Below are 23229 nucleotides of genomic sequence, written 5' to 3'. Positions count from 1 at the left end.
GCCTCGCCCGGTATCCCCGGCCGGGCGAGGCGGCCGGGGTCCTAGGTGCGGGCCAGGGTCAGGTAGGCGAAGCCCAGCGAGCCCCGGTAGCCCTTGAGCCAGCCCTCGCGGTGCTCGTCGACGATCTCGCGGACCTCGGCGGCCCGGGGGTGGTCCGGGTTGGCCAGCAGCCAGCGCTCGCGGGAGGCGCACCAGCGCGATTCGAAGCTGTCCCACTCGTCGCGGGTGGCGGTGGCCAGGTTGAGCAGCCGGTAGCCGCCGGCCAGGGCCAGGTCCACCAGTTCCGGCAGGGTGCCGAGGTCCTCGTCGCCGAACACCTCGGTCGCGGTGGCGTTCGGCGGGTTCTCCCAGAAGCCGTCGCCCAGGAGGAGGGTGCCGTTGGGGCGCAGGCGGGCGCGCATGGCGTCCAGGGCGCCCTTCGTGCCGCCCCACGCGTGGGAGGCGCCGATGCTGATCACGACGTCGGCGGGGTCGGTGGTCCAGGTGGTGGCGTCGGCCAGTTCCAGGGCGACCCGGTCGGTCAGGCCCCTGGCCTCGGCGTTCGCCCTGCCCCTGGTGATCGCGTGCTCGTCGCTGTCCACGCCGGCGGCGGTGGCGCCGGGGACGTGCCCGACCGCGCGGAGCAGCAGTTCGGCCCAGCCGCAGCCGTAGTCGACCACCCGTTGGCCCGGGACCAGGTGCAGGCTGTTGACCAGGTCGAACGCCTTGGCGTCGGACAGCGGCGAGTTGAAGTCGAGGAGGGCATGGCCGTTGGCCGGGACGTCCGTCACGGCCACACCGTGTCAGAAGCGGGGTGGATCGGAAACGGAATTTACCGGTCCTCGCCCCGCACGACGCGGCGCAGCCTGGGCAGGCGTTCGGCGAGCACGCGCTCGGCGCCCCGGCCGGTCGGCTCGTAGTAGTCGCGGCCGACCAGGTCGTCCGGCGGGTACTGCTGGGTCAGCACGCCTTCCGGCACGTCGTGCGGGTACCGGTAGCCCTGCGCGTTGCCCAGCTTCGCCGCGCCCGCGTAGTGGCCGTCGCGGAGGTGGGCGGGCACGGCGCCGATGGCGCCCTTGCGGACGTCGGCCATGGCTTCGCCGATGGCGGTGGTCACCGCGTTGGACTTGGGCGCCGTCGCCAGGTGCACGGTCGCCTGGGCCAGGTTGAGGGCGCACTCGGGCAGGCCGATCAGCTGCACGGCCTGCGCGGCGGCCACGCACACCGGCAACGCGGTCGGGTCGGCCATGCCCACGTCCTCGCTGGCGTGGATCACCAGCCGCCTGGCGATGAACCTCGGGTCCTCCCCCGCCTCGATCATCCGCGCCAGGTAGTGCAGGGCGGCGTCCACGTCCGAACCGCGGATGGACTTGATGAAGGCGCTGGTCACGTCGTAGTGCTGGTCGCCCTGCCGGTCGTAGCGGACGGCCGCCTTGTCGACCGTGGCCTCCAGCGTCGGCAGGTCCAGCTCGCCGCCGGGGCCCACGGCGTCCGCGGCGGCCTCCAGGGCGGTCAGCGCGCGGCGGGCGTCGCCGCCGGCCAGCCTGACCAGGTGGTCCTCGGCGTCGGGGGCGACGGTGATGGAGCCGTCCAGGCCCCGGTCGTCGGTGACCGCGCGGCGGACGAGGGCGCGGACCGCGTCGTCGGTCAGCGGGCGCAGCTGGAGCACCAGGGACCGGGACAGCAGCGGCGAGACGACGGAGAAGAACGGGTTCTCGGTGGTCGCGGCGACCAGCAGCACGATCCGGTCCTCCACCGCGCCGAGCAGCGCGTCCTGCTGGGTCTTGGAGAACCGGTGGACCTCGTCGATGAACAGCACGGTCGACTCGCCGGAGCGGACCAGGCGGCGGCGGGCCTCGTCGATGACCGCGCGCACCTCCTTCACGCCGGCCGACAGCGCGGACAGGGCGGCGAACCGGCGGCCGGTGGCCTGGGAGACGAGGGTGGCGAGGGTGGTCTTGCCGGTGCCCGGCGGGCCGTAGAGCATGACGGAGGCGGGTGACGAGCCCTCGACCAGCCTGCGCAGCGGCGCGCCCGGCCCGAGCAGGTGGTCCTGCCCGACGACCTCGTCGAGGGTGCGCGGGCGCATCCGCACGGCCAGCGGAGCGTTGGCGGCGAGGCGCGACGCCTTCTCCTCCTCGGTCGCGCCGAACAAGCCCTGGTCGAACAGCCCTTCGTCCACGTGTTCGACTGTAGTCGGCCTGTGCAGCGGTGCTGTCCCAGCGTGCAGCGGTGGTACCGGTGCGGGCGGGGTCGCGGGCAGGGTGGGCGGCATGAGCGAGCTGAGCCCGGCGGAGATCGCCCGGCACGCCCACGACGCCGGTTTCCGCGGCGAGGACCTGACGATCGCGGTCGCGGTCGCGCTGGCCGAGTCCGGCGGCGACCCCCGCGCGCACAACGACACCCCGCCCGACAACTCCTACGGGCTGTGGCAGATCAACATGCTGGGGTCGATGGGACCCGCGCGGCGGCGCGAGTTCGGGTTGGAGTCCAACCGGGAGCTGTTCGACCCGGCGGAGAACGCGAAGGCGGCGAACAGGATCTCCGGTGACGGCCGGTCGTGGGCGCCGTGGACCACTTACACGAGCGGGAAGTACCGGCAGCACCTGGACGAGGCGCGGCGCGGGGTCGCGGCGATGAAGCGCGGGGGCGGCACGGGCGGTTCCGGCGGCGGCGGGCGCGGCGGTTCCGGCGGGCGCGGCGGTTCCGGCGGCGGGTTCTCCGTCGACGTGGGCGTGCTGCGCGACTACGCGCGGCGGACGCGCGACACCGCCGACGACCTGACCGCGCTCGGTCGCGGGCACGTGCGCGACGTCCGGGAGATCGCCGACGACAGCTTCGGGCGCGTCGGCAGGCAGTCCGGTTTCGCCGAGGCGCTGGACAACTTCGGCGCGGCGCTGCGCAAGCAGGTCAAGGGCGTCGCGCACAACACCGACGCGCTGGCCGCGTCGGCGACCAGGTCCGCCGGGTCGTACCGCGACCAGGACGACGACATCTCCCGCGCCCTGGGCGGCGGCCGGGGCGTCACCGGAGGGGGTGAGGGCTAGTGGACACCCGTGCGATCGCCCGGCACATCGCGGAGAGCATGATCGGGCACCGCAACGCGCTGGCGGGCAAGGCCGAGGACGCGGTGAAGGCGCAGTACGCGCTGCACCGGACCGCGACGGGCCTCACCGACCGGCAGGAGGAGCAGGACAAGGCCGCCAAGACCGTGCTGGAGCACTGGCGGGGGAACAACTCCGAGGGGTTCGAGAAGCGCGCGAACCGGCTGAACGGGCAGTTGCGCGCGACCGCCGACGCGGCGCGGGACGCCGAGCGCGTCGTGGCCGGCGTGTCGGCCGCCCTGACCACCGGGCACGCCCGGGCGCGGCGGGCCGTGGAGGAGTACCTCGGCGAGGCGACGCGGCTGCTCGACGCGGGCAAGGCGGTCGGCACCAGGGCGGCGATGCTCCAGGCCGTCGCGCGGGCCGCCGACCTGGAGCCCCGGTACACCAAGGAGACCGCCGCGGCGCTGCGCGACGTGCGGGGCGAGATGGAGGACGCCGCCCGCCGGTTGCGCGCGCTGGAGAAGGAGGTCAAGCACGACGGCGTGGCCGACGCGCGGCCCGAGCGGTCCCGGGGCGAGGTCCGCGGCGGCGGCGGCGGGGGCGGCGGTCGCACCAGCCCGTCGGACGCGCGGGCGCGCGGCCGGGCCCGGACGATCATCTCGGCGGCGCGCGGCCAGCTCGGCGTTCGCGAGAACCCGCCGGGCAGCAACCGCAACCCGTACGGGCCGACGGCGGCGTGGTGCTCGTCGTTCGCCACGGCGATGTGGCGGAAGGCCGGGGTCGACATCCCGGTGCTGCCGTTCACCGGCGACGTGTTCCGGTGGGGGCAGCGCAACGGCAAGGCGTACACGTCGCTGAGCGCGGTGCGGCCGGGTGACGTGCTGCTGTTCGGCACCGGGCCCGGCAGCCCGGCGACCAGCAAGCACATCGGGATCGTCGAGAAGGTGTCCGGTGGCACCGTGACGCTGATCGAGGGCAACTCGGGCGACTCGGTGCGGCGCAACACGCACCGGCTCAGCTCGGGCACGTTCTACGGAGGGGTGCACCCGTGACCGCGGGGTTCACCGCGCGGGCCCACGACCCGGACACCGGGATCTCGGTGGAGGTGGGGCCCGGGGGCGGGTTGCGCGACCTGGTGCTGGACCAGCGGTCGCTGCGGTTGGGGGCGACCGGGTTGGCGGAGGCGGTCCTGGCGCTGGTCGACGCGGCCACGGCGCGGGCCAACGCGCGGGTGCAGCGGGTCGTGGGCGACGTGAGCGCGCTCGGGTTGGGCGTGGAGGCGCGGATGGTCGAGTCGGTCGAGGACACGACTCCCGAGACGTGGCGGGTGTGATGGGGCGGGGAACGGAGCCGGGGCCGGGGCTCGTGGAGAGGCTGGAGGCCATCCGGCGGGAGGCTTCCGGGCGGGGCGTGACCGTGGTGGTCGACCTGCACGGGAAGCTGGTGGACCTGGCGTTCGCGCGGGAGGCGCTGGCCCTGCGGCCCGACGAGCTGGCGGGTGTGGTGCGGTCGTTGGCGGACGAGGCCGCGGCCGGCGCGGTGGCGGGGGGGATGGCCCTGGTCGGCGAGGTGGTGCCGGCCGAGCTGCTGGTCAGGGGGTCGTGACCTGGGTCAGGAGGGCGGTCAGGTGGCGGGTGATCCACGGGGTGTCGGCCGGGGTGATGCGGACCCAGTTGGTGTCGTCGGTGGCCATGGCGTAGCGGCCCGCCGCGGTGTCGGTCCAGCTCAAGGTGGTGGAGCGGCCCGCCTGACCGGTGGCGGCCAGCTGGCCGCTCGCCTGCCGCGGCGAGTCGACCAGGGTGGTGATGGCGCGGGTGGCCCGGCCGGTGACGTTGGCCTGGGCCAGGGCCCGCTCCAGGGCCGGGTGGCCCGATTTCGCGTAGGCGTCCACCGCCGCGGTGAAGGCCGGGCGGGGCAGGGAGACCGGTTCGCCGGGACCCGCCGGGGCGTCGCCGATGACCCTGGTGATGGCCGTCGCCAGGTCGGTGATCGGCTCCAGGGCCACTTCGCGGTCGTTCAGCACGGCCAGGACGCCCCGCGCGCCCCGGGCCGTCGCCAGGACGCGCCACGGGGTGGGGCGGAACACCAGGGCGTCGACCGACCGGCTGCCGTGGGCCAGCCTGCCGAACAGGTCCTCCAGCTCCGGTGAGACGTCGTCGCCGTCGGCCAGGCCCGCTTCGGTGAGGGTGCGCAGGACCTCGCCGCCCAGGGCGTCCCGCTCGTCCTCGGTCCCGCCGTGCGAGGGGACCTCCAGGGGGTACGGCAGGTCGCCGGCGCCCAGGTCCTCCCACAGGAGGTCGAACTCCAGGTGGGTGAGGACCACGCCGGTCGCCGAACGTCTCGCCATGGGCAAGAAGGTAGTGGTTGGTCCGAACTCGTGCGGGCGGGGTGGGCGACACCGGCGGTTAGGCTGCCGGTCGTGGACGTCGCGGGCGGTTTCCTGACGGTGCGGGCCTCCGGCGCCGCCGCCGCCAAAGCCGCGCTCAACGGGGGTGCGTCGGTTCCCGAGCACATCCAGCTGCTGCTGCGCTGCACCGTGCCCAAGGGCGTGCCGGTGACCGGGACCGCGCTTCGGTTCCCCGATTGCTCGTTGCACGTGCTGCCGGTGGGCGTGGTGATGCTGACCGTCGCCGAGGCGCGGCTGAGCGTCGGGTTCGGCGAGTTGAAACCGCTGATGTTCCAGCCGGTGCCGGTGGACGGCGCGCTGCGGTCGGTGTTCTCCGGCGCGGTGGCGCACGTGCTGGCCGCCGCGCACGTGCTGGACCCGCACGGGTTGGCGCACCACCTGCTGGGGTTGGCCGAGCTGGTGCTGCGCAGCGCGCTGCGGGCGGAGCTGGACCGGGTCGACGCGCTGGCCGCCCGCCGGCGCGAGGCGCTGGAGTACATGCGCGAGCACCTGACCGACCCGGACCTGGGCGCGGACCGGATCGCCGAGGCGCTGTTCATCTCGCGCCGGCGGCTCTACCAGCTGTTCGACGACGGTCAGGGCGTGTCCGAGCGCATCCGCGGCCTGCGGATCGACCGGGCCAAGGCGCTGCTGGCGGACCCGGCGAAGGCGGCGCGCGGGATCGGGGAGATCGCCAAGGACTGCGGTTTCGTCAGCGCCGCGCACTTCTCCCGGACGTTCCGCCAGGTGGTGGGTCGGACGCCGAGCGAGTTCCGGGGTCGCTGAACCGCATCCCGGACACGAACCGGCCCGCCACGCCCGCGACGTCGAGCCAGCCGCGGCCGCTCGGCGAGTGCAGGGTGAACACGGCGACGCGCGGGTGGTCGGGGTCGGTCACCACGACCTGGAGCTGCGCGCCGGGCCCGGTCACCGGGATGCGCTCCACGATCACCACCGGGTAGCCGGTGGCGGTCACGCCCCTGGTGACCTCGCGGATCGCCGGACCGTCGAGGTGGAACGCGGGCTCGTCGGGTTCGGCCGGCACGACGCCCGCCATCAGCAGCGCCGGGTCGGCGTCGGGGTGCTCGACGACGGCCAGCAGGCCCGCGCCGTGCCGGTGCGCCAGCTCCGCGGCCTGCGTCGCGGACACCTCCAGGCCGGGGTCGTGGGAGCCCTTGAGCCTGCGCAGCACCGCCAGCAGCTCGGCCGCGGTGCGCTCGGGGGTGCCTAGTGCCACCGGGGTCACCCCCGGCACGGGAGCCAGTCTCACCCGAGGCCCGCCCGGAAAGCCGCCGCCGCGCCCGCGGTGGGCGCCGGTCGAGGTGGGCCGAACAGCACGGACGCCAGCTCGGCGGTGAGGGACGAGAAGCCGGTCAGGGCCTCGGCGACCACGGTCCGCGGCTCCTCGGCGCGCAGCCGCTCGGCGACCCGGCGGGCCTCCGCCCGGTGGTCGCGCTCCAGCAGCCGGGCCTCGTCGAGCACCTCGTCCAACCTGCGCTTCAGCTCGTCGTGCCTGGTCACGGCCTCGTCGTGGGCCGCGGTGTGCGTGGGGGTGAAGCGGGCCAGGGCACCGGTGCGGTCGACCTCGTCGGCGGCGTCGGCCAGCTCGCGGCGCAACCGCACCGCGCGCCGGTCCAGCTCCTCGGCCCGCCGCTGGTTGCCCAGCAGCGTGGTGGCCCAGTCGTCGAGCACCTCGGCCGCCGCCCGCATCGCGCGCCGCACCGCCGTCAGCTCCGACACCACCGCCTCCAACCGGGTCCTGAACCCGTCCGCCGCCGCACCCGTCCACCCCTCCGGCGGCGGTCCGGGGTCGGCGAAGGCCGCCGCGCACCGCTCGCTCGCCGCCGCCACCGCCCCGGCGTGGCCGGGGGTGGGGTCGAAACCCAGGCCACGGTAGTCAGCCATGGCGCCACTCGTCCGCTTCGCGGTAGCGCTCACCCGCCGCGCGCAGCCCGTCCGCGACCACGTCGAGCCCGACGTCGCGCAACGCCCGCGCCCAGTCGGCCACGAGGCGGTCGACCGCCTCGGTGATCCCCTCGGGGCCGAGGTCGCCGACCGGGTCCTCCAGGGCGGCGACCACCGCCCGCACCTCGTCGGAGGTGTCGTCGAGCCGCGTGGCGAAGGCGGTCAGGGCGTCCGGGTCGACGCCGTAGCCGTCGCTCATTCGCCGAGCACCGGCGGGTAGGCGGGAGGCAGGTCGTCGAGCAGGTCGAGGCCCTGGTCGTAGCGGTTGCGGTGCTCGCCGTCCTCGGCCCGGTTGGCCGGGGCCATCGGCGGGCACATGCCGAAGCCCTGCGGGCCGCCCGCGCCGGTGACCGGGCCGAAGCCGCCGCGGGCCGCCGCGCCGCCGGGCACCGCGCCCAGGACGCCGGACGTCGCGCCGGAACCGAGGGGACCGGAACCGAGCGGGCCGCCGGCCGCACCGTGACCGCCGGCCGCGCCGTAGCCACCGGCCGCACCGTAGCCACCGGCAGCCCCACCGCCCGGGACGCCGCCGGTGGGGCCGAAGGAGCCGAAGCCGCCGGCCGCGCCCGGGGCGGGCCCGCCCGCGGCGGCCACGCCGGTCGTGTCGATAAGGCGCGCGTCCGGCAGCGGCAGCGGCAGCGGCGGGGGTGGGGGCGTGGGCACGGGCCCGGGCGGGGTCGGCGTGATGGGCGGGACGGGCGGCCGGGGCCCCACCTCGACCTCCGGCGGGGTGACGGGCCGGTGGTCCGGCTGCACGGCCGACGCGCCCGCCGGGGCCTGCTGGAACGTCTCCGGCAGCGACGTGTGCACCGCGCGGCTCGCGTCCTCGAACTCGGTCATCACCCGCACCGCCTCGGCGCGGGCCCGCTGCTGCTCCTTCTTCGACGGCATGTGGTCGTCGAGCAGCTGGTCGAGCATGTACGCGCCCTCCGGCCCGTCGAGCGCGCTCACGTCACGCCCCTCCTCGAACCAGCGCTCGGCGGTCGGGTGCACGGGCACGGGCATCCGGCGGCGCGCCTCGTCCACGGCCTCCGTGTAGCGCTCCAGGCCGGTGCCCACCTGGTAGGCCCGCTCGGAGGCGTCGGCGGCCCACCTGGTCAGCCGGGTCACCGACTCGGCGGCCGCGCCGGCGGACGGGCCGCGCCAGGACGTCGCCAGCCGCTGCACCAGGTACTGCACCCGCGCCGTGGTGTGGTCGACGTCGGCGGCCAGCCGCTGCCAGGACCACGTGCGCTGCGACATCGCCGCGGCGTCGGAGGACATCACCATGTCCCACAGGCTGCGGTGCGTGTAGACCTGCCAGTTGATCCGGCCGAAGTTGCGCAGCTCGCGGTTCTGCGCGACCCGCTCCTTGCGCTGGTGCTCCCGTCTGATCCGCCGGGCCTGCTGCCGCGCCCGCCGGGCCTGCTCGCGCTCGTTCACGCCAACCGCCCCATGGTCCGCTTCACTTCGTCGTCCTCGGCCCGGTAGGTCTCGGCGACCCCGTTGAGGGCGTTCTGCAACGTCTCCAGCTCCACCAGGTAGGAGCTCAGGGCCTTCCGCACGCCGCCGTCGATCGCGCCGGCCCGCAGCCCGAACGCCCGCCGCATGTGCAGCGCGACCGGGCCCTGGCCGTCGCCCAGCGGCTGGTCGACCTCGCCCTCGGCCCGCTTCAGCAGCTCGACCAGCTCGCCGCGCAGCCGCTCCAGCTCGCTGCCCGCGCCGGCGAACTCGTCGAGGTCCAGCTCGATCCGGTCGGCGCCGCCGTCGGCGACCACACCGGCCGCGCCCGCGCCGGTCGGCGCCGCGACGTCCGGGGCGTCGACGGAACCCCTGCCGCGTTCGTCGGGCCTCAGCTCTTCGCGCAACCGCTTGACGTCCTCGACGCCGCGCACCCTGACCATGAAGCACATGGTGGTGGTCGCGGGCGCGGTCACCAAGACCGGGTGCACAGCGGGAGCATCCGCGGTGCACGATCGGACAAGCCGTGTGCGAAAATCGCGTCCCGTGCCGTCACCTGCCGTTCACGCGCGCGCCGTGCTGCTCGCCGGTCCCTCCGGGTCGGGCAAGTCCACCCTCGCCGCCCACCTGGGCTGGCCCGTGCTGCGCCTGGACGACTTCTACCGCGAGGGCGACGACCCGCTGCTGCCCCGCGACGCCGCGGGCCGGCCCGACTGGGACGCCGAGGGCTCCTGGAACACCGGGGACGCGCTGGCCGCGGTGGTCGAGCTGGCCACCACCGGTGCGGTCGACGCGCCCGTGTACTCGATCGGCGAGGACCGCCGGGTCGGCTGCCGCGCCGTCGTCGCGCCCGGGTTCTTCATCGCCGAGGGCCTGTTCGCCGACCGGCTGGTGGCGGGCTGCCGCGAGGCGGGCGTGCTGGCCGACGCGGTCGTGCTCGCGCCGAACGCCCTGGTGACGTTCGCCCGCCGGTTCGCCCGGGACGTGGCCGAGGCGCGCAAGCCGGTGCCGTTGCTGCTGCGCCGGGGCCTGCGGCTGCTGCGCGAGCACCCGGAGGTGGTGCGCCGGTGCGCGGACGCCGGGATGCGGCCGGTGGACCCGGCGCGGGCCCTCGCGCAGCTGGCCGCCACCGGGACGGGGCTCCCGGCGGCGGTGTAATCCCGCGCGCGCCGGGTACGGCTGCGGCATGGCTGAGTTCGAGCGTGAGCAGAGGATCCCGGTCGACGCGCGGGCGGTGTTCGACATCGCCCGGGACGTGGGCGCGATGGAGGCGTGGCTGCCGGACGGCCTCCAGGTCGAGTCGAGCGGTCCGGAGCGGGTCACCGGCCGGGTCTCGATCGGCGACGAGATCGACGAGGCCGAGGGCTACCTGTCGGAGGTCCCCGAGCAGCGGCGGTTGGAGTGGGGCGACCTGGAGGGCGACGGCTACTCCGGCTGGCTCCAGGTGGACGAGGACGGGCCGACCGCGAGCCGCGTGGTGCTGCACCTGGACGTGCGCGGCGACCACCCGGGCGCGGTGGGCGGCGAGGCGCACGAGCTGACCGACGAGTACCTGGGCCAGGCCCTGGACCGGCTCGCCGCGCTGGCCACCGACCGCGCCACGTGATCGTTTTCACCTGATCGGGACGGGGCGCCGTGCCGGGCAGATCCGGCACGGCGCCCCGCGCTGTCCCGCACTCGCGGCGCGCCCTGGGAGCCTTCCCAGGTGAAAATGCCCGCTTCCGGGTGTAACGGTTGACCGCCGAAGGGCCGCTCACGTTCGGCCGCTGGGATGCACTGGGTAGCTGAAGATTCACAGACCGCTGTGCCCGCCGATACAGTTGGCCCGATTCCTGGGAGCGTTCCCAGAACCTCAACGAGGAGGTGAACGACGGTGAAGGCCCGACGATGGGTCGCGCTGGCAGCGGCCGGCGTGGCCGGTGTACTGGTCTCGGTGCTCGTGAACGTGGTCAGCACCCCCGCGGCGTCCGCGCACGGCGCCATGATGAAGCCGGGTAGCCGGACCTTCCTGTGCTGGAAGGACGGCCTTTCCCCGCAGGGCGACATCCGCCCCCAGAACCCCGCGTGCAGCGCGGCGGTGACCGCGGGCGGCACGAACTCCCTCTACAACTGGTTCGGCGTGCTGCGCTCCGACGGCGGCGGCCGCACCAAGGGCTTCATCCCGGACGGCAAGCTGTGCAGCGGCGGCAACCCGACGTTCTCCGGGTTCGACATCGCCCGCAACGACTACCCGGTGACGCACCTGACCGCGGGCGCGAACATCCGCTGGTCGTACAACATGTGGGCCGCCCACCCGGGCACCTTCCACCTGTACGTCACCAAGGACAGCTGGAGCCCGACCCGGGCGCTGTCCTGGGACGACCTGGAGAGCACCCCGTTCCACAGCGTGACCAACCCGCCGGCGAGCGGCTCGGTGGGCACCGTGGACGGCCAGTACTACTGGAACGCGAACCTGCCCTCGGGCAAGTCGGGCCGCCACATCATCTACTCGGTGTGGACCCGTTCGGACAGCCAGGAGACGTTCTACAACTGCTCCGACGTGACGTTCGACGGCGGCAACGGCCAGGAGACCGGCGTCGGCGGCGGCGGTGGCTCGTCCACCACCACGACGACGACCACGACGACGACCGGCACGACCACCAGCACGACGAGCACCACGCCCACCACCACGTCGTCCAACCCGGGCACCACGGGCTGCACGGCGAACTACCGGATCACGAGCTCGTGGTCGGGTGGCTTCCAGGGCGAGGTCGAGGTCGTGAACACCGGCTCCAGCACCTTCAGCGGCTGGACCGCGAGGTGGAACCTCGCCAGTGGCCAGACCCTGAACAGCGTCTGGAACGGCGTGCGCTCCGGCTCCGGCTCCGAGGTGGCCGTGAGCAACGTGGACTGGAACCGCACCGTGGCGCCCTCGGGCTCGGCGAAGTTCGGCTTCACCGGCAGCTACACCGGCTCCAACCCGCTGCCCACGGTGACCTGCACCAGCCCTTGATCCACACCCCTGTCGGGCAGGTTCGGCCCAGGACGTCCCAGTCCGGTCGAGAACCCGAACGGGAGCCCCCGCCCGCGCCAGGCCACCGCGCCCGGCTCCGGTCGGGGGCTCCCGCATCGGTCGGGGCTCCCGCGCCGGTCAGCCCTTCACGAGGGCCAGGACGGTGTCCCGCATCGGCGTGGTGGGCCTGCCGATGAGGCGGGACAGCTCCCCCGGCGTGTCGGCGAGCAGGCCGGCGGCGATGTCGGTGTCCATGCGGGCCAGCATCAGCGCCACCTCCTCGGGCAGCCCGATGCCGGACAGCGTGCGGGTGTACAGCTCGGCGGGCATGTCCTGGTAGAGGACCTCGGTCCCGGAGACGTCGGTGATCATCCCGGCCAGGTCGGCCATGGTCCACGCGGTGTCGCCGGACAGCTCGTGGACGGCGCCCTCGTGGCCCTCACCGGTCAGGACGGCGGCCGCGGCCGCGGCGTAGTCCGCGCGGGCGGCCGAGGCGACGCGCCCGTCGGCGGCCGCGCCCGGGATCACCCCGGTGGTCAGCGCCTGCCGGACGGTCTGCTCGTAGTTCTCGTTGTACCAGCCGTTGCGCAGGAAGCTGAACGGCACGCCCGACGCCCTGATGTGCTCCTCGGTGGCCTTGTGCTCCGGGGCGACCGACACGGCGCTGGTGTCGGCGTGCAGGACGCTGGTGTAGACCAGCAGCCGCACCCCGGCGGCGCGGGCGGCGTCCACCGCGGCCCGGTGCTGCGGCACGCGCCTGCCGACCTCGTTGCCGGAGATCAGCAGCACCTCCTCCGCGCCCTCGAACGCGCCGGCCAGGGTCTCCGGCCGGTCGTAGTCGGCCTCTCGGACGGTCACGCCCAGGTCCTCGGCCTTCTTCGGGTCGCGCACGGCGGCGACCACGCGCGCGGCGGGCACGCCCCGGTCGAGCAGGGCGGTGACGACGAGGCGGCCGAGCTGACCGGTGGCGCCGGTGACGACGATCATGGTGGTGTTCCTCGCGGGTGTTTTTTCCGGTGGCGGACGTCATCGGGGTGGCCGCGACCCCGCTGCCGCCGCCGCGCGGATCGCCGGGTCGGGAGGCCACGCCGGCACCCTAGGTCGAAGACCCGGTCCCCACCACTCGGGACACCAGGTCAGGAGAGCCCATCACCGGGCGTTACCACTATGCTCTGCCTGCGATGACTCTCACCGACCGGCTGCCGGCCACCTCCGACCCCGACCTCCTCTACGACACGTTCGCCGAGTGGGCGTCCGGCCGGGGGCTGTCGCTGTACCCGGCTCAGCAGGAGGCGCTCATCGAGATCGTCTCCGGCTCGAACGTCATCCTCAGCACCCCGACCGGCTCGGGGAAGTCGCTGGTCGCCATCGGCGCGCACTTCGCCTCGCTGGCCGCGCAGCGCGGCGGCGGCGGCGGGCGGACCTTCTACACCGCGCCCATCAAGGCCCTGGTCTCGGAGAAGTTCTTCGCGCTCATCGACACCTTCGGCGCGGAGAACGTCGGCATGATGACCGGCGACGCGAGCGTCAACGAGACCGCGCCGATCATCTGCTGCACCGCCGAGATCCTGGCCAACATCGCGCTGCGGGACGGCGCCGCGGCCGACGTGGGCCAGGTCGTGATGGACGAGTTCCACTTCTACTCCGAGCCCGACCGGGGCTGGGCGTGGCAGGTTCCCCTGATCGAGTTGCCCCGGGCGCAGTTCCTGCTGATGTCGGCCACGCTGGGCGACGTCGCGTTCTTCGAGAAGGACCTCACCCGCCGCACCGGCCGACCCACCGCGGTGGTCCGCTCGGCCGAGCGCCCGGTGCCGCTGAACTTCCAGTACGTCACCACGCCGCTGCACGAGACGATCGAGGAGCTGCTGCACGGCAACGAGGCCCCGGTCTACGTCGTGCACTTCACCCAGGCCTCCGCCCTGGAGCGCGCCCAGTCGCTGATGTCGGTCAACGTCGCCACGCGCGCCCAGAAGGACGCCATCGCGACCGTGATCGGCCGGTTCCGGTTCACCTCGGGGTTCGGCAAGACGCTGTCCCGGCTGGTCCGGCACGGCATCGGCGTGCACCACGCGGGCATGCTGCCGAAGTACCGGCGCCTGGTCGAGCAGCTGGCGCAGGCCGGCCTGCTGAAGGTGATCTGCGGCACCGACACCCTGGGCGTCGGCATCAACGTGCCGATCCGCACCGTGGTGTTCACCGCGCTGTCCAAGTACGACGGTCAGCGCACCCGCCACCTCAAGGCGCGCGAGTTCCACCAGATCGCGGGCCGGGCGGGCCGCGCGGGCTACGACACCGTGGGCACGGTCGTGGTGCAGGCCCCCGACCACGTGGTGGAGAACGAGAAGGCGCTGGCCAAGGCGGGCGACGACCCGAAGAAGCGGCGCAAGGTGGTGCGCAAGAAGGCGCCCGAGGGCTTCGTGTCCTGGAGCGACCAGACGTTCGAGCGGCTCAAGAACGCCGAGCCCGAGCCGCTCACGTCGAGCTTCCAGGTCAGCCACGCCATGCTGCTCAACGTCATCGGCCGGCCCGGCAACGCGTTCGCCGCCATGCGGCACCTGATGGAGGACAACCACGAGGACCGGCCCGCGCAGCGCCGGCACATCCTGCGCGCCATCTCGATGTACCGGGGCCTGCTGGCGGCGGGCGTGGTGGAGCGGCAGGGCGACGACATCCGGCTCACCGTGGACCTCCAGGTGAACTTCGCGCTCAACCAGCCGCTGTCGCCGTTCGCGCTGGCCGCGATCGAGCTGCTGGACCGCGAGTCGCCGTCGTACGCGCTCGACGTGCTCTCGGTCGTGGAGTCCACCCTGGACGACCCGCGCCAGGTGCTGGGCGCGCAGGAGCACAAGGCGCGCGGCGAGGCCATCGGCGCGATGAAGTCCGAGGGCATCGAGTACGAGGAGCGGATGGCGCTGCTGGAGGACGTGACGCACCCCAAGCCGCTCGCCGAGCTGCTGGAGGCCGCGTTCGCCACCTACCGGCGCGGGCACCCGTGGGTCGCCGACCACCACCTGTCGCCGAAGTCGGTCGTGCGGGACATGTTCGAGCGGTCGATGACCTTCGCCGAGTACGTCTCGCACTACCAGCTGGCCCGCTCCGAGGGCCTGGTGCTGCGGTACCTGGCCGACGCGTACAAGGCGCTGCGGCAGACCGTGCCCGAGGACGCCAAGACCGAGGAGCTGAGCGACCTCCAGGAGTGGCTGGGCGAGCTGGTCCGCCAGGTCGACTCCAGCCTGCTCGACGAGTGGGAGAAGCTGCGCAACCCCGGCGAGGACACCGGGGAGGCGGGCCCGCTGGACGAGGCGCCGCCCGCGGTCACCCGCAACGTGCGCGCGTTCCGGGTGCTGGTGCGCAACGCGCTGTTCCGGCGGGTGGAGCTGGCGGCCCGGCGCAACTACTACGAGCTGGGGCAGCTCGACGGCGGCTCGGGCTGGTCGGCCGAGGACTGGCAGGACGCGCTGGAGCCCTACTTCGAGGAGCACGACGAGATCGGCGCGGGCCCGAACGCGCGCGGACCCGCCATGCTCGTGATCACCGAGGAGACCGGGCGCTGGGTGGTGCGCCAGATCTTCGACGACCCGGCGGGCGACCACGACTGGGGCTTCACCGCCGAGGTCGACCTGGCCGAGTCCGACGAGACCGGCACGGCCGCGGTTCGGGTCACCGAAGTCGGCCCGCTGTAGGTCCGGGTCCATCCGGTGGTACTCCGGTGCGAACCGGGGCACGACCATGGTCGAAGTCGACTTCGAGATCGGAGGCGGAGCGCTGTCGCGGGACGAGTTCGGCGTGCTGGGGCCCCTGGTGGTCCGCCGCGACGGCCGGACGGTCCAGGTCACCGCGGCCAAGCACCGCATCGTCCTGGCCACCCTGCTGCTGGGCTCGAACCGGTCGGTGTCCGCGGCCGAGCTGATCCGCCGGGTGTGGGGCGAGGCGCCGCCGGACCGGGCCGCGCAGACGCTGCCGGTGTACGTGATGCGGCTGCGACGGGCGCTCGGCGAGCCGAAGCTGATCCGCACCACGCCCACCGGGTACCGGATCGACCTGCTGCCCGACGCGCTGGACCTGCACCGGTTCGAGGCGCTGGCCGGGCGGGGCGCGGAGCTGGTCCGGGCGGGCCGCGCGGCGGCGGCGGTCGCGGAGTACGAGCGGGCGCTGGCGTGCTGGCGCGGCGTGCCGCTGGCGGACGTGCCGTCGGAGTCGCTGCACGAGGTCGAGGCGGCGAACCTGGTCGAGCGGCGGCTGCTGGTGACCTCCGAGCTGGTGGACGCGAAGCTGGGGCTCGGCCGGTGCGAGGAGGTGGTCGCCGACCTGCGCAGGCTGACCGCGCGGCACCCGCTGCGCGAGCGGTTCTGGTCCCAGCTGATGGTGGCGCTGCACCGGGCGGACCGGCAGGCCGACGCGCTGGACGCCTACCGGCAGGCGGCCACGGTGCTCGCGCGGGAGCTGGGCGTGGACCCCGGCGACTCGCTGCGCGCGGTGCACCGGGCGATCCTCGCCGGCGACCAGGCGCCGCCGCGGCCGGCCGGGCCCGCGTGGTCGCCCGCGGCGCAACTGCCCGCGCCGGTCGGCAACTTCGTCGGCCGCGCGGCGGAGCTGACCCGGGTGGCCGGCCTGCTCGCCCGGTCCGGGGCGACCGTGGTGGTGTGCGGGCCACCGGGCGTCGGCAAGACGGCGTTCGCCGTGGCGGCGGGGCACGCGGCGCGCGAGCGGTACCCGGACGGGCAGCTGTACGTGGACCTGCGCGGGCACTCCACGTCGCCGCCGCTGTCCACCTCGGCGGTGCTGGCGCGGTTCCTGCGGGCCATGGGCGTGCGGTCCGACCACATCCCGGTGGGCGAGGACGAGCTGGTCCGCGGCTACCGGGCGCGGCTGCGCGGGCGGCGGGTGCTGATCACGCTGGACAACGCGGCGTCGGCGGAGCAGGTGCTGCCGCTGCTGCCCGCGGGGCCGGGGCACGGCGACCCGGGGTGCTCGGTGGTGATCACCAGCCGCAACGAGCTGCGCCCGCCGGGTGCGACGACCGTGCGGCTGGACGTGCTGCGCGGCGACGAGGCGTGGAAGCTGCTGGCCCGGTCGCTGGGCCCGGAGGCCGCGGCGGCGCAGTTCGACGCGCTGGCCGAGCTGGCGCGGCTGTGCGGGCACCTGCCGCTGGCGCTGCGGATCGCGCTGGGCAACCTGGTCGGGTCGTCGCACGCGGACATCGCCTCCTACGTGGCGGAGCTGCGCGGCGGCGACCGGCTGGCGGCGCTGGCCGTGGACAACGACGACACCGCGGCGGTCCGGCGGGCGTTCGACCTGTCGTACGCGGCGCTGACACCGGCCGCGGCGCGGCTGTTCCGGCTGGTGGCCGTGCTGCCGGGGTCGGACTTCGGCGCGTGCGGCGCGGCGGCGCTGCTGGACGAGCCCGAGGAGGTGTCGCGGCGGCTGCTGGACGACCTGGCGTCCGCGCACCTCGTGCAGCGGGTCGGCGCGGACCGGTTCGCGCTGCACGACCTGATCGGGGTCTACGCGGCCGACCGGGCCGCGGCGGCGGGCGAGGACCTCGCGTCGGCGCGGCGGCGGCTGTTCGACTGGTACCTGCGCACGGCCGTCGAGGTGGGCGACGTGCTGTACCCGGAGCTGGGCGCGTCCGGGCCGCCGCGGCTGACCCCGGACGAGGCGCGGGCGTGGCTGGAGGCCGAGCGGCCGAACGTGCTGGCGGCGACCGAGCACTGCGCCGAGCACGGCCCGCGCGAGCTGTCGTGGCGGCTGATCGACGCGGTGAGCGGGTACTTCGGCTCGCACGGCCACCACGTGGAGTTCCTGCACGCGGTCAACGCGGCGCTGGGCGCGGCGCGCGCGGCGGGCGACCGGGCCGCGGAGGCGACCACGCTGGTGTGGCTCGCCACCGAGCACCGCAACCTGGGCAACCCGCGGGTGGCGCTGCGGCACCTGGCGCTGGCCCGCCCGACCGGGCTGCTGAAGTGGCTGCACGCGGGCCTGGAGGGCGTCGTGCGCCTGGAGCTGGGCGACCTCGCGGCGGCCGGTGGCGCGTTCGACCGGATGACGGCCCTGGCGGCGGAGGACTGGGCGCCGCCGCACGTGCGGATCGGCGCGCTCGCCGGGCACGGCGCGCTGCGGCTGATGCGCGGTGACGCGGCGGGCGCGGCGGAGCTGCTGGCGGAGGGCCTGGCGCTGGCGCGCGCCGCGGACGGGTCGAACGTGGAGGCGACGTGCGCGAGCCTGCTCGCCCGCTGCCGCACGGTGCTGGGCGACTACCCGGCGGCGGTCGACCTGCTGCGGCACGCGGAGGCGTCGTGGTACCGGACGGGGGTCCGGCCCGCGCGGGCCGAGGCGCTGGCGCACCTGGCGGTGGCGCTGTGCCTGGGCGGTGAGCGCGTGGAGGCGCTGCGGACGGCGCAGCGGGCCCTGGGGCTGGTCCACGAGCTGGGCGGGTACCCGCGGATCGAGTCGGAGGTGCAGAACGCGCTGGGCCTGGTGCTGCGGCACCTGGGCAAACCGGGGCCGGCCGTGGCGGCGCACCTGCGGGCGCTGGAGCTGGCGGCGTCCACCGAGTACCTGTTCGGGGTGGCCCAGTCGCACGCGCACCTGGTGGGCGCGCTGGTGGCGGACGGTCGGCGGGCCGAGGCGGTGCGGCACGCGGGCACGGCGGCGGACCTGGCGGGGCGGGGCGGGTTCGCGGTGGTCGAGCGGTTGGCGGCGGCGGCGCTGGCCGAGCCGGGGTGAGCCGGGCCGGCGGCGTCCCCCTCCCGGAACGCCGCCGGGGCCCGGTCGGCGCGTGCGCCGGACCCGGTCGGGGCACGAGGAGTCGCGGTCGTGCCGGAACGCCGGCGGGCGACCCCGGTGTTCCGCGACGCGGCGCCAATCAAGACCACTCCCCCGGGTCGTTGACCGGCCGCGGGCGGAGCGGGAGCATCGGGTTCCGGTACGTGGGCGGCTCACAGCTGGGGGACGGCATGGCTTCCGATCCGCACGTCGAACTGGCGCGGATCGCCGACGGGCCGCCGGGCACGTCCGCCGAGCTGGTCTCCGCGCTCACCGAGCTGGCGCGGCTGGCCAACCGGTGGTCCGAGGTGGTGCGCGGGTTGCAGGAGCCGACCCGGCGGTTCGTGGGCAGCGCGGCGGCGGCCTCGGTGTCGCTGGCGGCGCGGCGCGGCGAGGAGGCCTTCCTCGAACTGGAGGTCAGCCTGGGCGACGCCGCCGCCGCGCGGCGGTCGTTGCCCTTGGCCGCCCCGAAGAGCGAGGATGGTCGTCCGGTGGTCTAATCGCCGTCGCCGTCGACCGCACCGCACCGCATTGGAAGCTGATGACCTCAGGACTGCCCTGTCCCCTCTGCGAGGGCCCGGAGCGCCGCGGGGCACTCGACCGGACGCTGCGGGTGCTCGCGGTGGACGACGAGGCCCCCGCCCTGGAGGACCTCGTCTACCTGCTGCGCTCCGACCCGCGCGTGGGCCACGTCGAGGCGGTGACCGACGCGACCAAGGCGCTGCGCACGCTGCACCGCGCCATGGACGCGGGGCAGCCGGTGGACGCGGTGTTCCTCGACATCCGGATGCCCGGCCTGGACGGGCTGGACCTGGCCCGCGTGCTGTCCCGGTTCGCCCAGCCGCCACCGATCGTGTTCGTCACCGCGCACCAGGAGCCCGCGGTCGAGGCGTTCGAGCTGAAGGCGCTCGACTACCTGCTCAAGCCCGTGCGCGCGGAGCGGCTGGCGGAGTCCGTGCACCGGATCGTGCACGAGGTGCTCGACTCCAAGACCGCCGAACCGCCCGCCGCCGCCCCGCCCGCCGAGAAGGCCCCGGACGTCGGCGACGAGGTCATCCCGGTCGAGCTGGGCGGGATCACCCGGTTCATCAGGCTGGCCGACATCCGCTACGTCGAGGCGCACGGCGACTACGCCCGCCTGCACACCGCCACCGGCAGCGGGCTGGTGCGCGCCGCGCTCAACGGGCTGGAGGAGCGCTGGCGGTCGGCCGGGTTCGTGCGCATCCACCGCAGCCACCTGGTGTCGCTCGGGCACATCGACGAGCTGCGCCTGGAGGACGGCCACCTGAGCGTCAACATCGGCGGCGCGGTGCTGCCGGTCAGCCGGCGGCACGCCAGGCACCTGCGCCAGCTGCTGGTGCGCCGCAACCGGCAGCCGTCGTGACGGGACCCCAGCCGCCGCGCCAGCGGGTGGTGGTGACGAGTCCGCGCACCCGCGCGCCGCGCGCGCCCCGCCCCTACCCCGCCTCGCGGGAGATCGACGAGCAGAGCGAGCTGGGCGCGGTCTACATGCGCTCCCTGATCCGCACCCAGCGCAGGCTCGGGCTGCTGCTGTGCGCGGTGGTGTGCGGGAGCGTGGCGGCGCTGCCGCTGCTGTTCACGCTCGTGCCCTCGGTCGGCTCGCAGCGGCTGCTCGGCCTGCCGCTGCCGTGGCTGCTGCTGGGCGTGCTGGTGTTCCCCGTGTTCGTCCTCGCGGGCTGGTTCTACGTGCGGCAGGCCGAGCGCGGCGAACGCGAGTTCGCCGAGCTGGTGGAACGGTCGTGAGCAGCACCTACGGCATCATCGCGGTGCTGGTGGTGGCGATCGGGACCGTGCTGGTGGGCGCCTACGGCCTGCGGATCTCCCGCACCACCTCGGACTTCTTCGTCGCCTCGCGCACCGTGTCGCCGTGGTGGAACGCCTCGGCGATCGGCGGCGAGTACCTGTCGGCCGCGTCGTTCGTCGGCATCGCGGGCCTGGTGTTCGCGCACGGGCCGGACATGCTGTGGTTCCCGGTCGGCTACACGGCCGGCTACCTGGTGCTGCTCGCGCTGGTCGCCGCGCCGCTGCGGCGCAGCGGCGCCTACACGCTGCCGGACTTCGCCGAGGCCCGGTTCGGCTCGCCGACCGTGCGGGCGGTGGCGTCGGTGTTCGCGCTGGGCATCGGCTGGCTGTACCTGCTGCCGCAGCTCCAGGGCGCGGGCCTGACCCTGCACACGGTCACGGGCGCGCCGGACTGGGTGGGCGCGCTGGTGGTGGCCGTGGTGGTCACGCTGAACGTGGCCTCCGGCGGGATGCGCAGCATCACGTTCGTGCAGGCGTTCCAGTACTGGCTCAAGCTGACCGCGATCGCGGTGCCGGTGGTGTTCCTGGTGGCGGCCTGGCACGCGCACGGCGCGAAGGGCCTGACCGGGCCGGAGTACCCCGAGTTCACCAGGCAGACCACGGTGACGTTCGACGGCGCGGCCTCGTTCCACGTGCCGGAGGCCATCCCGTACACCGGCACGGGCGTGGTGGACGGGCTGCGGGTCGAGGGCTTCGGCGAGCTGGCCGCGGGCGACCACACCGCGGCCGCCGGTTCGCGGCTGACGTTCCCGCGGGGTGCGGCCGTGCCGCACGTCAGCTCGATCCCGGCCAACACCAACGAGACGTGGGCGATGCCCATGCGCGGCGGCGAGCGGTTCCCGCTGTACGCGGTGTACTCGCTGATCATCGCCACGTTCCTGGGCACCATGGGCCTGCCGCACGTGATCGTGCGCTTCTACACCAACCCCAACGGGCGCGCGGCGCGGCGGACCACGCTGATCGTGCTCGGCCTGCTGGGCGTGTTCTACCTGGTGCCGCCGATCTACGGCGCGCTCGGCCGGCTCTACACGCCGGAGCTGCTGATGACCGGCAACACCGACGCGGTGGTGCTGGTGCTGCCCAGCCGGATGGTCGACGGGCTGGGCGGGCAGCTGCTGGGCGCGCTGGTGGCGGGCGGCGCGTTCGCCGCGTTCCTGTCCACCTCCTCGGGGCTGATGGTGTCGCTGGCGGGCGTGCTGAGCCGGGACGTGCTGCGGTTGCGCGGCGTGCGCGGGTTCCGGGTGTCGACGGTGCCCGCCGTGCTGGTGCCGCTGGGCATGACGTGGCTGGTGGGGAACGTGCCGGTGGCGGACATGGTGGGGCTGGCGTTCGCGGTGGCGGCGTCGTCGCTGTGCCCGCTGCTGGTGCTGGGCATCTGGAGCACCCGCATCACCACGGCGGGCGCGGTGGCCGGGATGCTCGCGGGCGGGCTGCCCGCGCTGGTGGCGGGCCTGGTGACGATCAGCGGCGGCGCGGGTTCGTGGTACCACGTGTTCCTGGCCCGGCCCGCCGCCTGGACCGCGCCGCTCGGGTTCGTCGTGATGTACGCGGTGTCGCTGCTGACGCCGCGTCGGGTGCCGCCGGGGGTGAACCACGTGATGGTGCGCTTGCACGCGCCGGAGAACCTGGGCCTGCGCAGTCAGGACCGGTTGTGACCGCCGTGTGGACGGCCGGCGCGATACTGCTGGTCGGCCTCGCGGTGGTGATCACGCTGTGGCGGACCTCCCGCACCCGCAACGACTTCCTGACCAACGAGCAGCGGATCACGTTCGAGACGCTGCACACGGCGTGGTCGGCCGCGCCGCCGCTGCGCGCCGGGCTGGTGCCGGACGCGGCGAAGAGGTCGGCCAAGCACCTGCGCACGCTGCTCGGCACGCCGGCGCTGGCGCTGACCGACGAGACCGAGGTCGTGGCGTGGGAGGGCGAGGGCGCCCACCACGCGGCCGAGGCGATGGGCCTGGCGGCCGACGTGTTCGGCACCGGGCGCACCAGGGCGTTCGACATCACCTGCGCGCGCGCCGACTGCCCGGTCAACACGGCGGTGCTCGCGCCGCTGACCGTGGAGGGCCGGGTGGTGGGCGTGCTCGCCGCCTACAGCCGGGAGGCGTCGGCCGGGCTGGTGCGGGCCACGAACGAGGTGGCGCGGTGGGCGTCCGGGCAGCTGGAGCTGGCCGAGCTGGACCGGTCGCGGACCCGGCTGGTGGAGGCGGAGGTGCGGGCGCTGCGGGCGCAGATCTCGCCGCACTTCATCTACAACTCGCTGTCCGCGATCGCCTCCTACGTGCGCACGGACCCCGAGCGCGCCCGCACGCTGCTGCTGGACTTCGCCGACTTCACCCGCTACTCGTTCCGCCGGGCCGGTGACTTCACCACGCTGTCGGAGGAGCTGAAGTCGATCGACCAGTACCTGGCGCTGGAGCGGGCGCGGTTCGGCGAGCGGTTGCAGGTGACGCTCCAGATCGCGCCCGAGGTGCTGCCGGTGACCGTGCCGTTCCTGTGCCTCCAGCCGCTGGTGGAGAACGCGGTGCGGCACGGCATGGAGGGCAAGGTCGGCCCGGGGCGGATCTCGATCCTGGCGGCGGACGCGGGCGAGGAGGCGCACATCACCATCGAGGACGACGGCATCGGCATGGACCCGGAGGCGCTGCGCCGCACCCTGGCGGGCCAGGTCGGCGCGACGGCGGGCATCGGGCTGGGCAACATCGACGAGCGCCTGCGCCGCTGCTACGGCGACGACTACGGGCTGGTGGTGGAGACCGCGCAGGGGCTGGGCACGAAGATCAGCGTGCGGGTGCCGAAGTACTCGGCGGGCGTGCACGCCTGAGGGAGGG

24 protein-coding genes are annotated in these 23229 nt (G+C 74.8%); 15 read left to right on the top strand and 9 right to left on the bottom strand.

All coding sequences use genetic code 11. The features are described from left to right. Positions 1–41: 41 nt before the first annotated feature. Both ABD223_RS26505 and ABD223_RS26500 read right to left on the bottom strand, forming a co-directional pair. Entirely contained in the window at positions 42–770 is a 729-nt protein-coding gene (locus tag ABD223_RS26505) for an SAM-dependent methyltransferase (protein ID WP_344039233.1), read from the bottom strand. A gap of 41 nt (positions 771–811) precedes the next feature. After that, a complete protein-coding gene (locus tag ABD223_RS26500; protein WP_344039354.1) occupies positions 812–2134 on the bottom strand; it encodes a replication-associated recombination protein A in 1323 nt (440 codons plus the stop codon). Between the two features lie 118 nt (positions 2135–2252). On the opposite strand from ABD223_RS26500, the gene ABD223_RS26495 reads away from it, so the two are divergent. Genes ABD223_RS26495 through ABD223_RS26480 form a run of 4 tightly spaced genes read left to right on the top strand, consistent with a single transcriptional unit; the run spans position 2253 to position 4631 of the window. After that, positions 2253–3026 (top strand): transglycosylase SLT domain-containing protein, encoded by a 774-nt coding sequence (locus ABD223_RS26495; protein WP_344039232.1) that lies wholly within the window; start codon positions 2253–2255, stop codon positions 3024–3026. Continuing rightward, the gene (locus ABD223_RS26490) at positions 3026–4078 is read left to right on the top strand and encodes a CHAP domain-containing protein (RefSeq protein WP_344039231.1); all 1053 of its coding nucleotides are present in this window, start codon (positions 3026–3028) and stop codon (positions 4076–4078) included. The genes ABD223_RS26495 and ABD223_RS26490 overlap by 1 nt, the downstream gene beginning before the upstream one ends. Further along, positions 4075–4359, top strand: a complete 285-nt coding sequence (locus ABD223_RS26485; protein ID WP_344039230.1) for a YbaB/EbfC family DNA-binding protein — start codon at positions 4075–4077, stop codon at positions 4357–4359. Before ABD223_RS26490 ends, ABD223_RS26485 begins: the two co-directional genes overlap by 4 nt. Continuing rightward, a complete protein-coding gene (locus ABD223_RS26480; RefSeq protein WP_344039229.1) occupies positions 4359–4631 on the top strand; it encodes a hypothetical protein in 273 nt (90 codons plus the stop codon). Before ABD223_RS26485 ends, ABD223_RS26480 begins: the two co-directional genes overlap by 1 nt. Here the strand turns inward: ABD223_RS26480 and ABD223_RS26475 are convergent. After that, positions 4618–5373, bottom strand: a complete 756-nt coding sequence (locus ABD223_RS26475) for an ESX secretion-associated protein EspG (RefSeq protein WP_344039228.1) — start codon at positions 5371–5373, stop codon at positions 4618–4620. The genes ABD223_RS26480 and ABD223_RS26475 overlap by 14 nt on opposite strands. A 72-nt stretch (positions 5374–5445) precedes the next feature. On the opposite strand from ABD223_RS26475, the gene ABD223_RS26470 reads away from it, so the two are divergent. Further along, positions 5446–6198 carry a helix-turn-helix transcriptional regulator gene (locus ABD223_RS26470; protein ID WP_344039227.1) on the top strand — a complete coding sequence of 251 codons (753 nt, stop codon included), beginning with the start codon at positions 5446–5448 and terminating at the stop codon, positions 6196–6198. Here the strand turns inward: ABD223_RS26470 and ABD223_RS26465 are convergent. Genes ABD223_RS26465 through ABD223_RS26445 form a run of 5 tightly spaced genes read right to left on the bottom strand, consistent with a single transcriptional unit; the run spans position 6125 to position 9308 of the window. Further along, a complete protein-coding gene (locus ABD223_RS26465) occupies positions 6125–6649 on the bottom strand; it encodes a hypothetical protein (protein WP_344039226.1) in 525 nt (174 codons plus the stop codon). The genes ABD223_RS26470 and ABD223_RS26465 overlap by 74 nt on opposite strands. 29 nt (positions 6650–6678) lie before the next feature. Next, positions 6679–7317, bottom strand: coding sequence for a hypothetical protein (locus ABD223_RS26460; protein WP_344039225.1), 639 nt, complete (start codon positions 7315–7317; stop codon positions 6679–6681). Next, a complete protein-coding gene (locus ABD223_RS26455; RefSeq protein WP_344039224.1) occupies positions 7310–7576 on the bottom strand; it encodes a WXG100 family type VII secretion target in 267 nt (88 codons plus the stop codon). The genes ABD223_RS26460 and ABD223_RS26455 overlap by 8 nt, the downstream gene beginning before the upstream one ends. Next, complete coding sequence (locus tag ABD223_RS26450; RefSeq protein ID WP_344039222.1) at positions 7573–8799, bottom strand: PPE domain-containing protein; 1227 nt, start codon at positions 8797–8799, stop codon at positions 7573–7575. The genes ABD223_RS26455 and ABD223_RS26450 overlap by 4 nt, the downstream gene beginning before the upstream one ends. After that, on the bottom strand, positions 8796–9308 hold the full coding sequence (locus ABD223_RS26445) for a hypothetical protein (RefSeq protein ID WP_344039221.1): 513 nt from the start codon (positions 9306–9308) through the stop codon (positions 8796–8798). Before ABD223_RS26445 ends, ABD223_RS26450 begins: the two co-directional genes overlap by 4 nt. A 55-nt stretch (positions 9309–9363) precedes the next feature. On the opposite strand from ABD223_RS26445, the gene ABD223_RS26440 reads away from it, so the two are divergent. The 3 genes from ABD223_RS26440 (at position 9364) to ABD223_RS26430 (ending at position 11809) form a co-directional block, all read left to right on the top strand. After that, entirely contained in the window at positions 9364–9975 is a 612-nt protein-coding gene (locus tag ABD223_RS26440) for a uridine kinase family protein (RefSeq protein ID WP_344039220.1), read from the top strand. Positions 9976–10003: 28 nt separating this feature from the next. Next, entirely contained in the window at positions 10004–10423 is a 420-nt protein-coding gene (locus tag ABD223_RS26435) for an SRPBCC family protein (RefSeq protein WP_344039219.1), read from the top strand. 267 nt (positions 10424–10690) lie between these two features. Beyond that, on the top strand, positions 10691–11809 hold the full coding sequence (locus tag ABD223_RS26430; protein WP_344039218.1) for a lytic polysaccharide monooxygenase auxiliary activity family 9 protein: 1119 nt from the start codon (positions 10691–10693) through the stop codon (positions 11807–11809). Positions 11810–11947: 138 nt separating this feature from the next. Here the strand turns inward: ABD223_RS26430 and ABD223_RS26425 are convergent, their stop codons facing one another. Beyond that, complete coding sequence (locus ABD223_RS26425; protein WP_344039217.1) at positions 11948–12796, bottom strand: NmrA family NAD(P)-binding protein; 849 nt, start codon at positions 12794–12796, stop codon at positions 11948–11950. Between the two features lie 194 nt (positions 12797–12990). Between ABD223_RS26425 and ABD223_RS26420 the strand changes: the two genes are divergently transcribed. The 7 genes from ABD223_RS26420 (at position 12991) to ABD223_RS26390 (ending at position 23222) form a co-directional block, all read left to right on the top strand. Beyond that, positions 12991–15492: a DEAD/DEAH box helicase gene (locus ABD223_RS26420; protein ID WP_344039216.1), complete on the top strand. Its 2502-nt coding sequence runs from the start codon at positions 12991–12993 to the stop codon at positions 15490–15492. A 46-nt stretch (positions 15493–15538) separates the two neighbouring features. Next, entirely contained in the window at positions 15539–18535 is a 2997-nt protein-coding gene (locus ABD223_RS26415; protein ID WP_344039215.1) for an AfsR/SARP family transcriptional regulator, read from the top strand. A 230-nt stretch (positions 18536–18765) separates the two neighbouring features. After that, the gene (locus tag ABD223_RS26410) at positions 18766–19074 is read left to right on the top strand and encodes a hypothetical protein (RefSeq protein ID WP_344039214.1); all 309 of its coding nucleotides are present in this window, start codon (positions 18766–18768) and stop codon (positions 19072–19074) included. A 41-nt stretch (positions 19075–19115) separates the two neighbouring features. Next, entirely contained in the window at positions 19116–19958 is an 843-nt protein-coding gene (locus tag ABD223_RS26405; RefSeq protein WP_344039213.1) for a LytR/AlgR family response regulator transcription factor, read from the top strand. After that, positions 19955–20338, top strand: a complete 384-nt coding sequence (locus ABD223_RS26400) for a DUF485 domain-containing protein (RefSeq protein WP_344039211.1) — start codon at positions 19955–19957, stop codon at positions 20336–20338. Before ABD223_RS26405 ends, ABD223_RS26400 begins: the two co-directional genes overlap by 4 nt. After that, positions 20335–22053 carry a sodium/solute symporter gene (locus ABD223_RS26395; RefSeq protein WP_344039210.1) on the top strand — a complete coding sequence of 573 codons (1719 nt, stop codon included), beginning with the start codon at positions 20335–20337 and terminating at the stop codon, positions 22051–22053. Before ABD223_RS26400 ends, ABD223_RS26395 begins: the two co-directional genes overlap by 4 nt. Next, entirely contained in the window at positions 22050–23222 is a 1173-nt protein-coding gene (locus tag ABD223_RS26390) for a sensor histidine kinase (protein ID WP_344039209.1), read from the top strand. Before ABD223_RS26395 ends, ABD223_RS26390 begins: the two co-directional genes overlap by 4 nt. Positions 23223–23229: the final 7 nt, after the last annotated feature.

Origin of the sequence: Saccharothrix xinjiangensis (genome assembly GCF_039527585.1) — a bacterium.
GTDB classification, from domain to species: Bacteria; Actinomycetota; Actinomycetes; order Mycobacteriales; family Pseudonocardiaceae; genus Actinosynnema; species Actinosynnema xinjiangensis.
This window is presented reverse-complemented; position numbering and strand designations above follow the sequence as displayed.

Bases quoted from the DNA above. Each gene is read 5' to 3' on its own strand.
- ABD223_RS26405 (WP_344039213.1), top strand. From the start codon at position 19,116: ATGACCTCAGGACTGCCCTGTCCCCTCTGCGAGGGCCCGGAGCGCCGC.
- ABD223_RS26480 (WP_344039229.1), top strand. From the start codon at position 4,359: ATGGGGCGGGGAACGGAGCCGGGGCCGGGGCTCGTGGAGAGGCTGGAG.
- ABD223_RS26455 (WP_344039224.1), bottom strand. From the start codon at position 7,576: ATGAGCGACGGCTACGGCGTCGACCCGGACGCCCTGACCGCCTTCGCC.
- ABD223_RS26410 (WP_344039214.1), top strand. From the start codon at position 18,766: ATGGCTTCCGATCCGCACGTCGAACTGGCGCGGATCGCCGACGGGCCG.
- ABD223_RS26420 (WP_344039216.1), top strand. From the start codon at position 12,991: ATGACTCTCACCGACCGGCTGCCGGCCACCTCCGACCCCGACCTCCTC.
- ABD223_RS26435 (WP_344039219.1), top strand. From the start codon at position 10,004: ATGGCTGAGTTCGAGCGTGAGCAGAGGATCCCGGTCGACGCGCGGGCG.
- ABD223_RS26460 (WP_344039225.1), bottom strand. From the start codon at position 7,317: ATGGCTGACTACCGTGGCCTGGGTTTCGACCCCACCCCCGGCCACGCC.
- ABD223_RS26495 (WP_344039232.1), top strand. From the start codon at position 2,253: ATGAGCGAGCTGAGCCCGGCGGAGATCGCCCGGCACGCCCACGACGCC.
- ABD223_RS26475 (WP_344039228.1), bottom strand. From the start codon at position 5,373: ATGGCGAGACGTTCGGCGACCGGCGTGGTCCTCACCCACCTGGAGTTC.
- ABD223_RS26415 (WP_344039215.1), top strand. From the start codon at position 15,539: ATGGTCGAAGTCGACTTCGAGATCGGAGGCGGAGCGCTGTCGCGGGAC.
- ABD223_RS26425 (WP_344039217.1), bottom strand. From the start codon at position 12,796: ATGATCGTCGTCACCGGCGCCACCGGTCAGCTCGGCCGCCTCGTCGTC.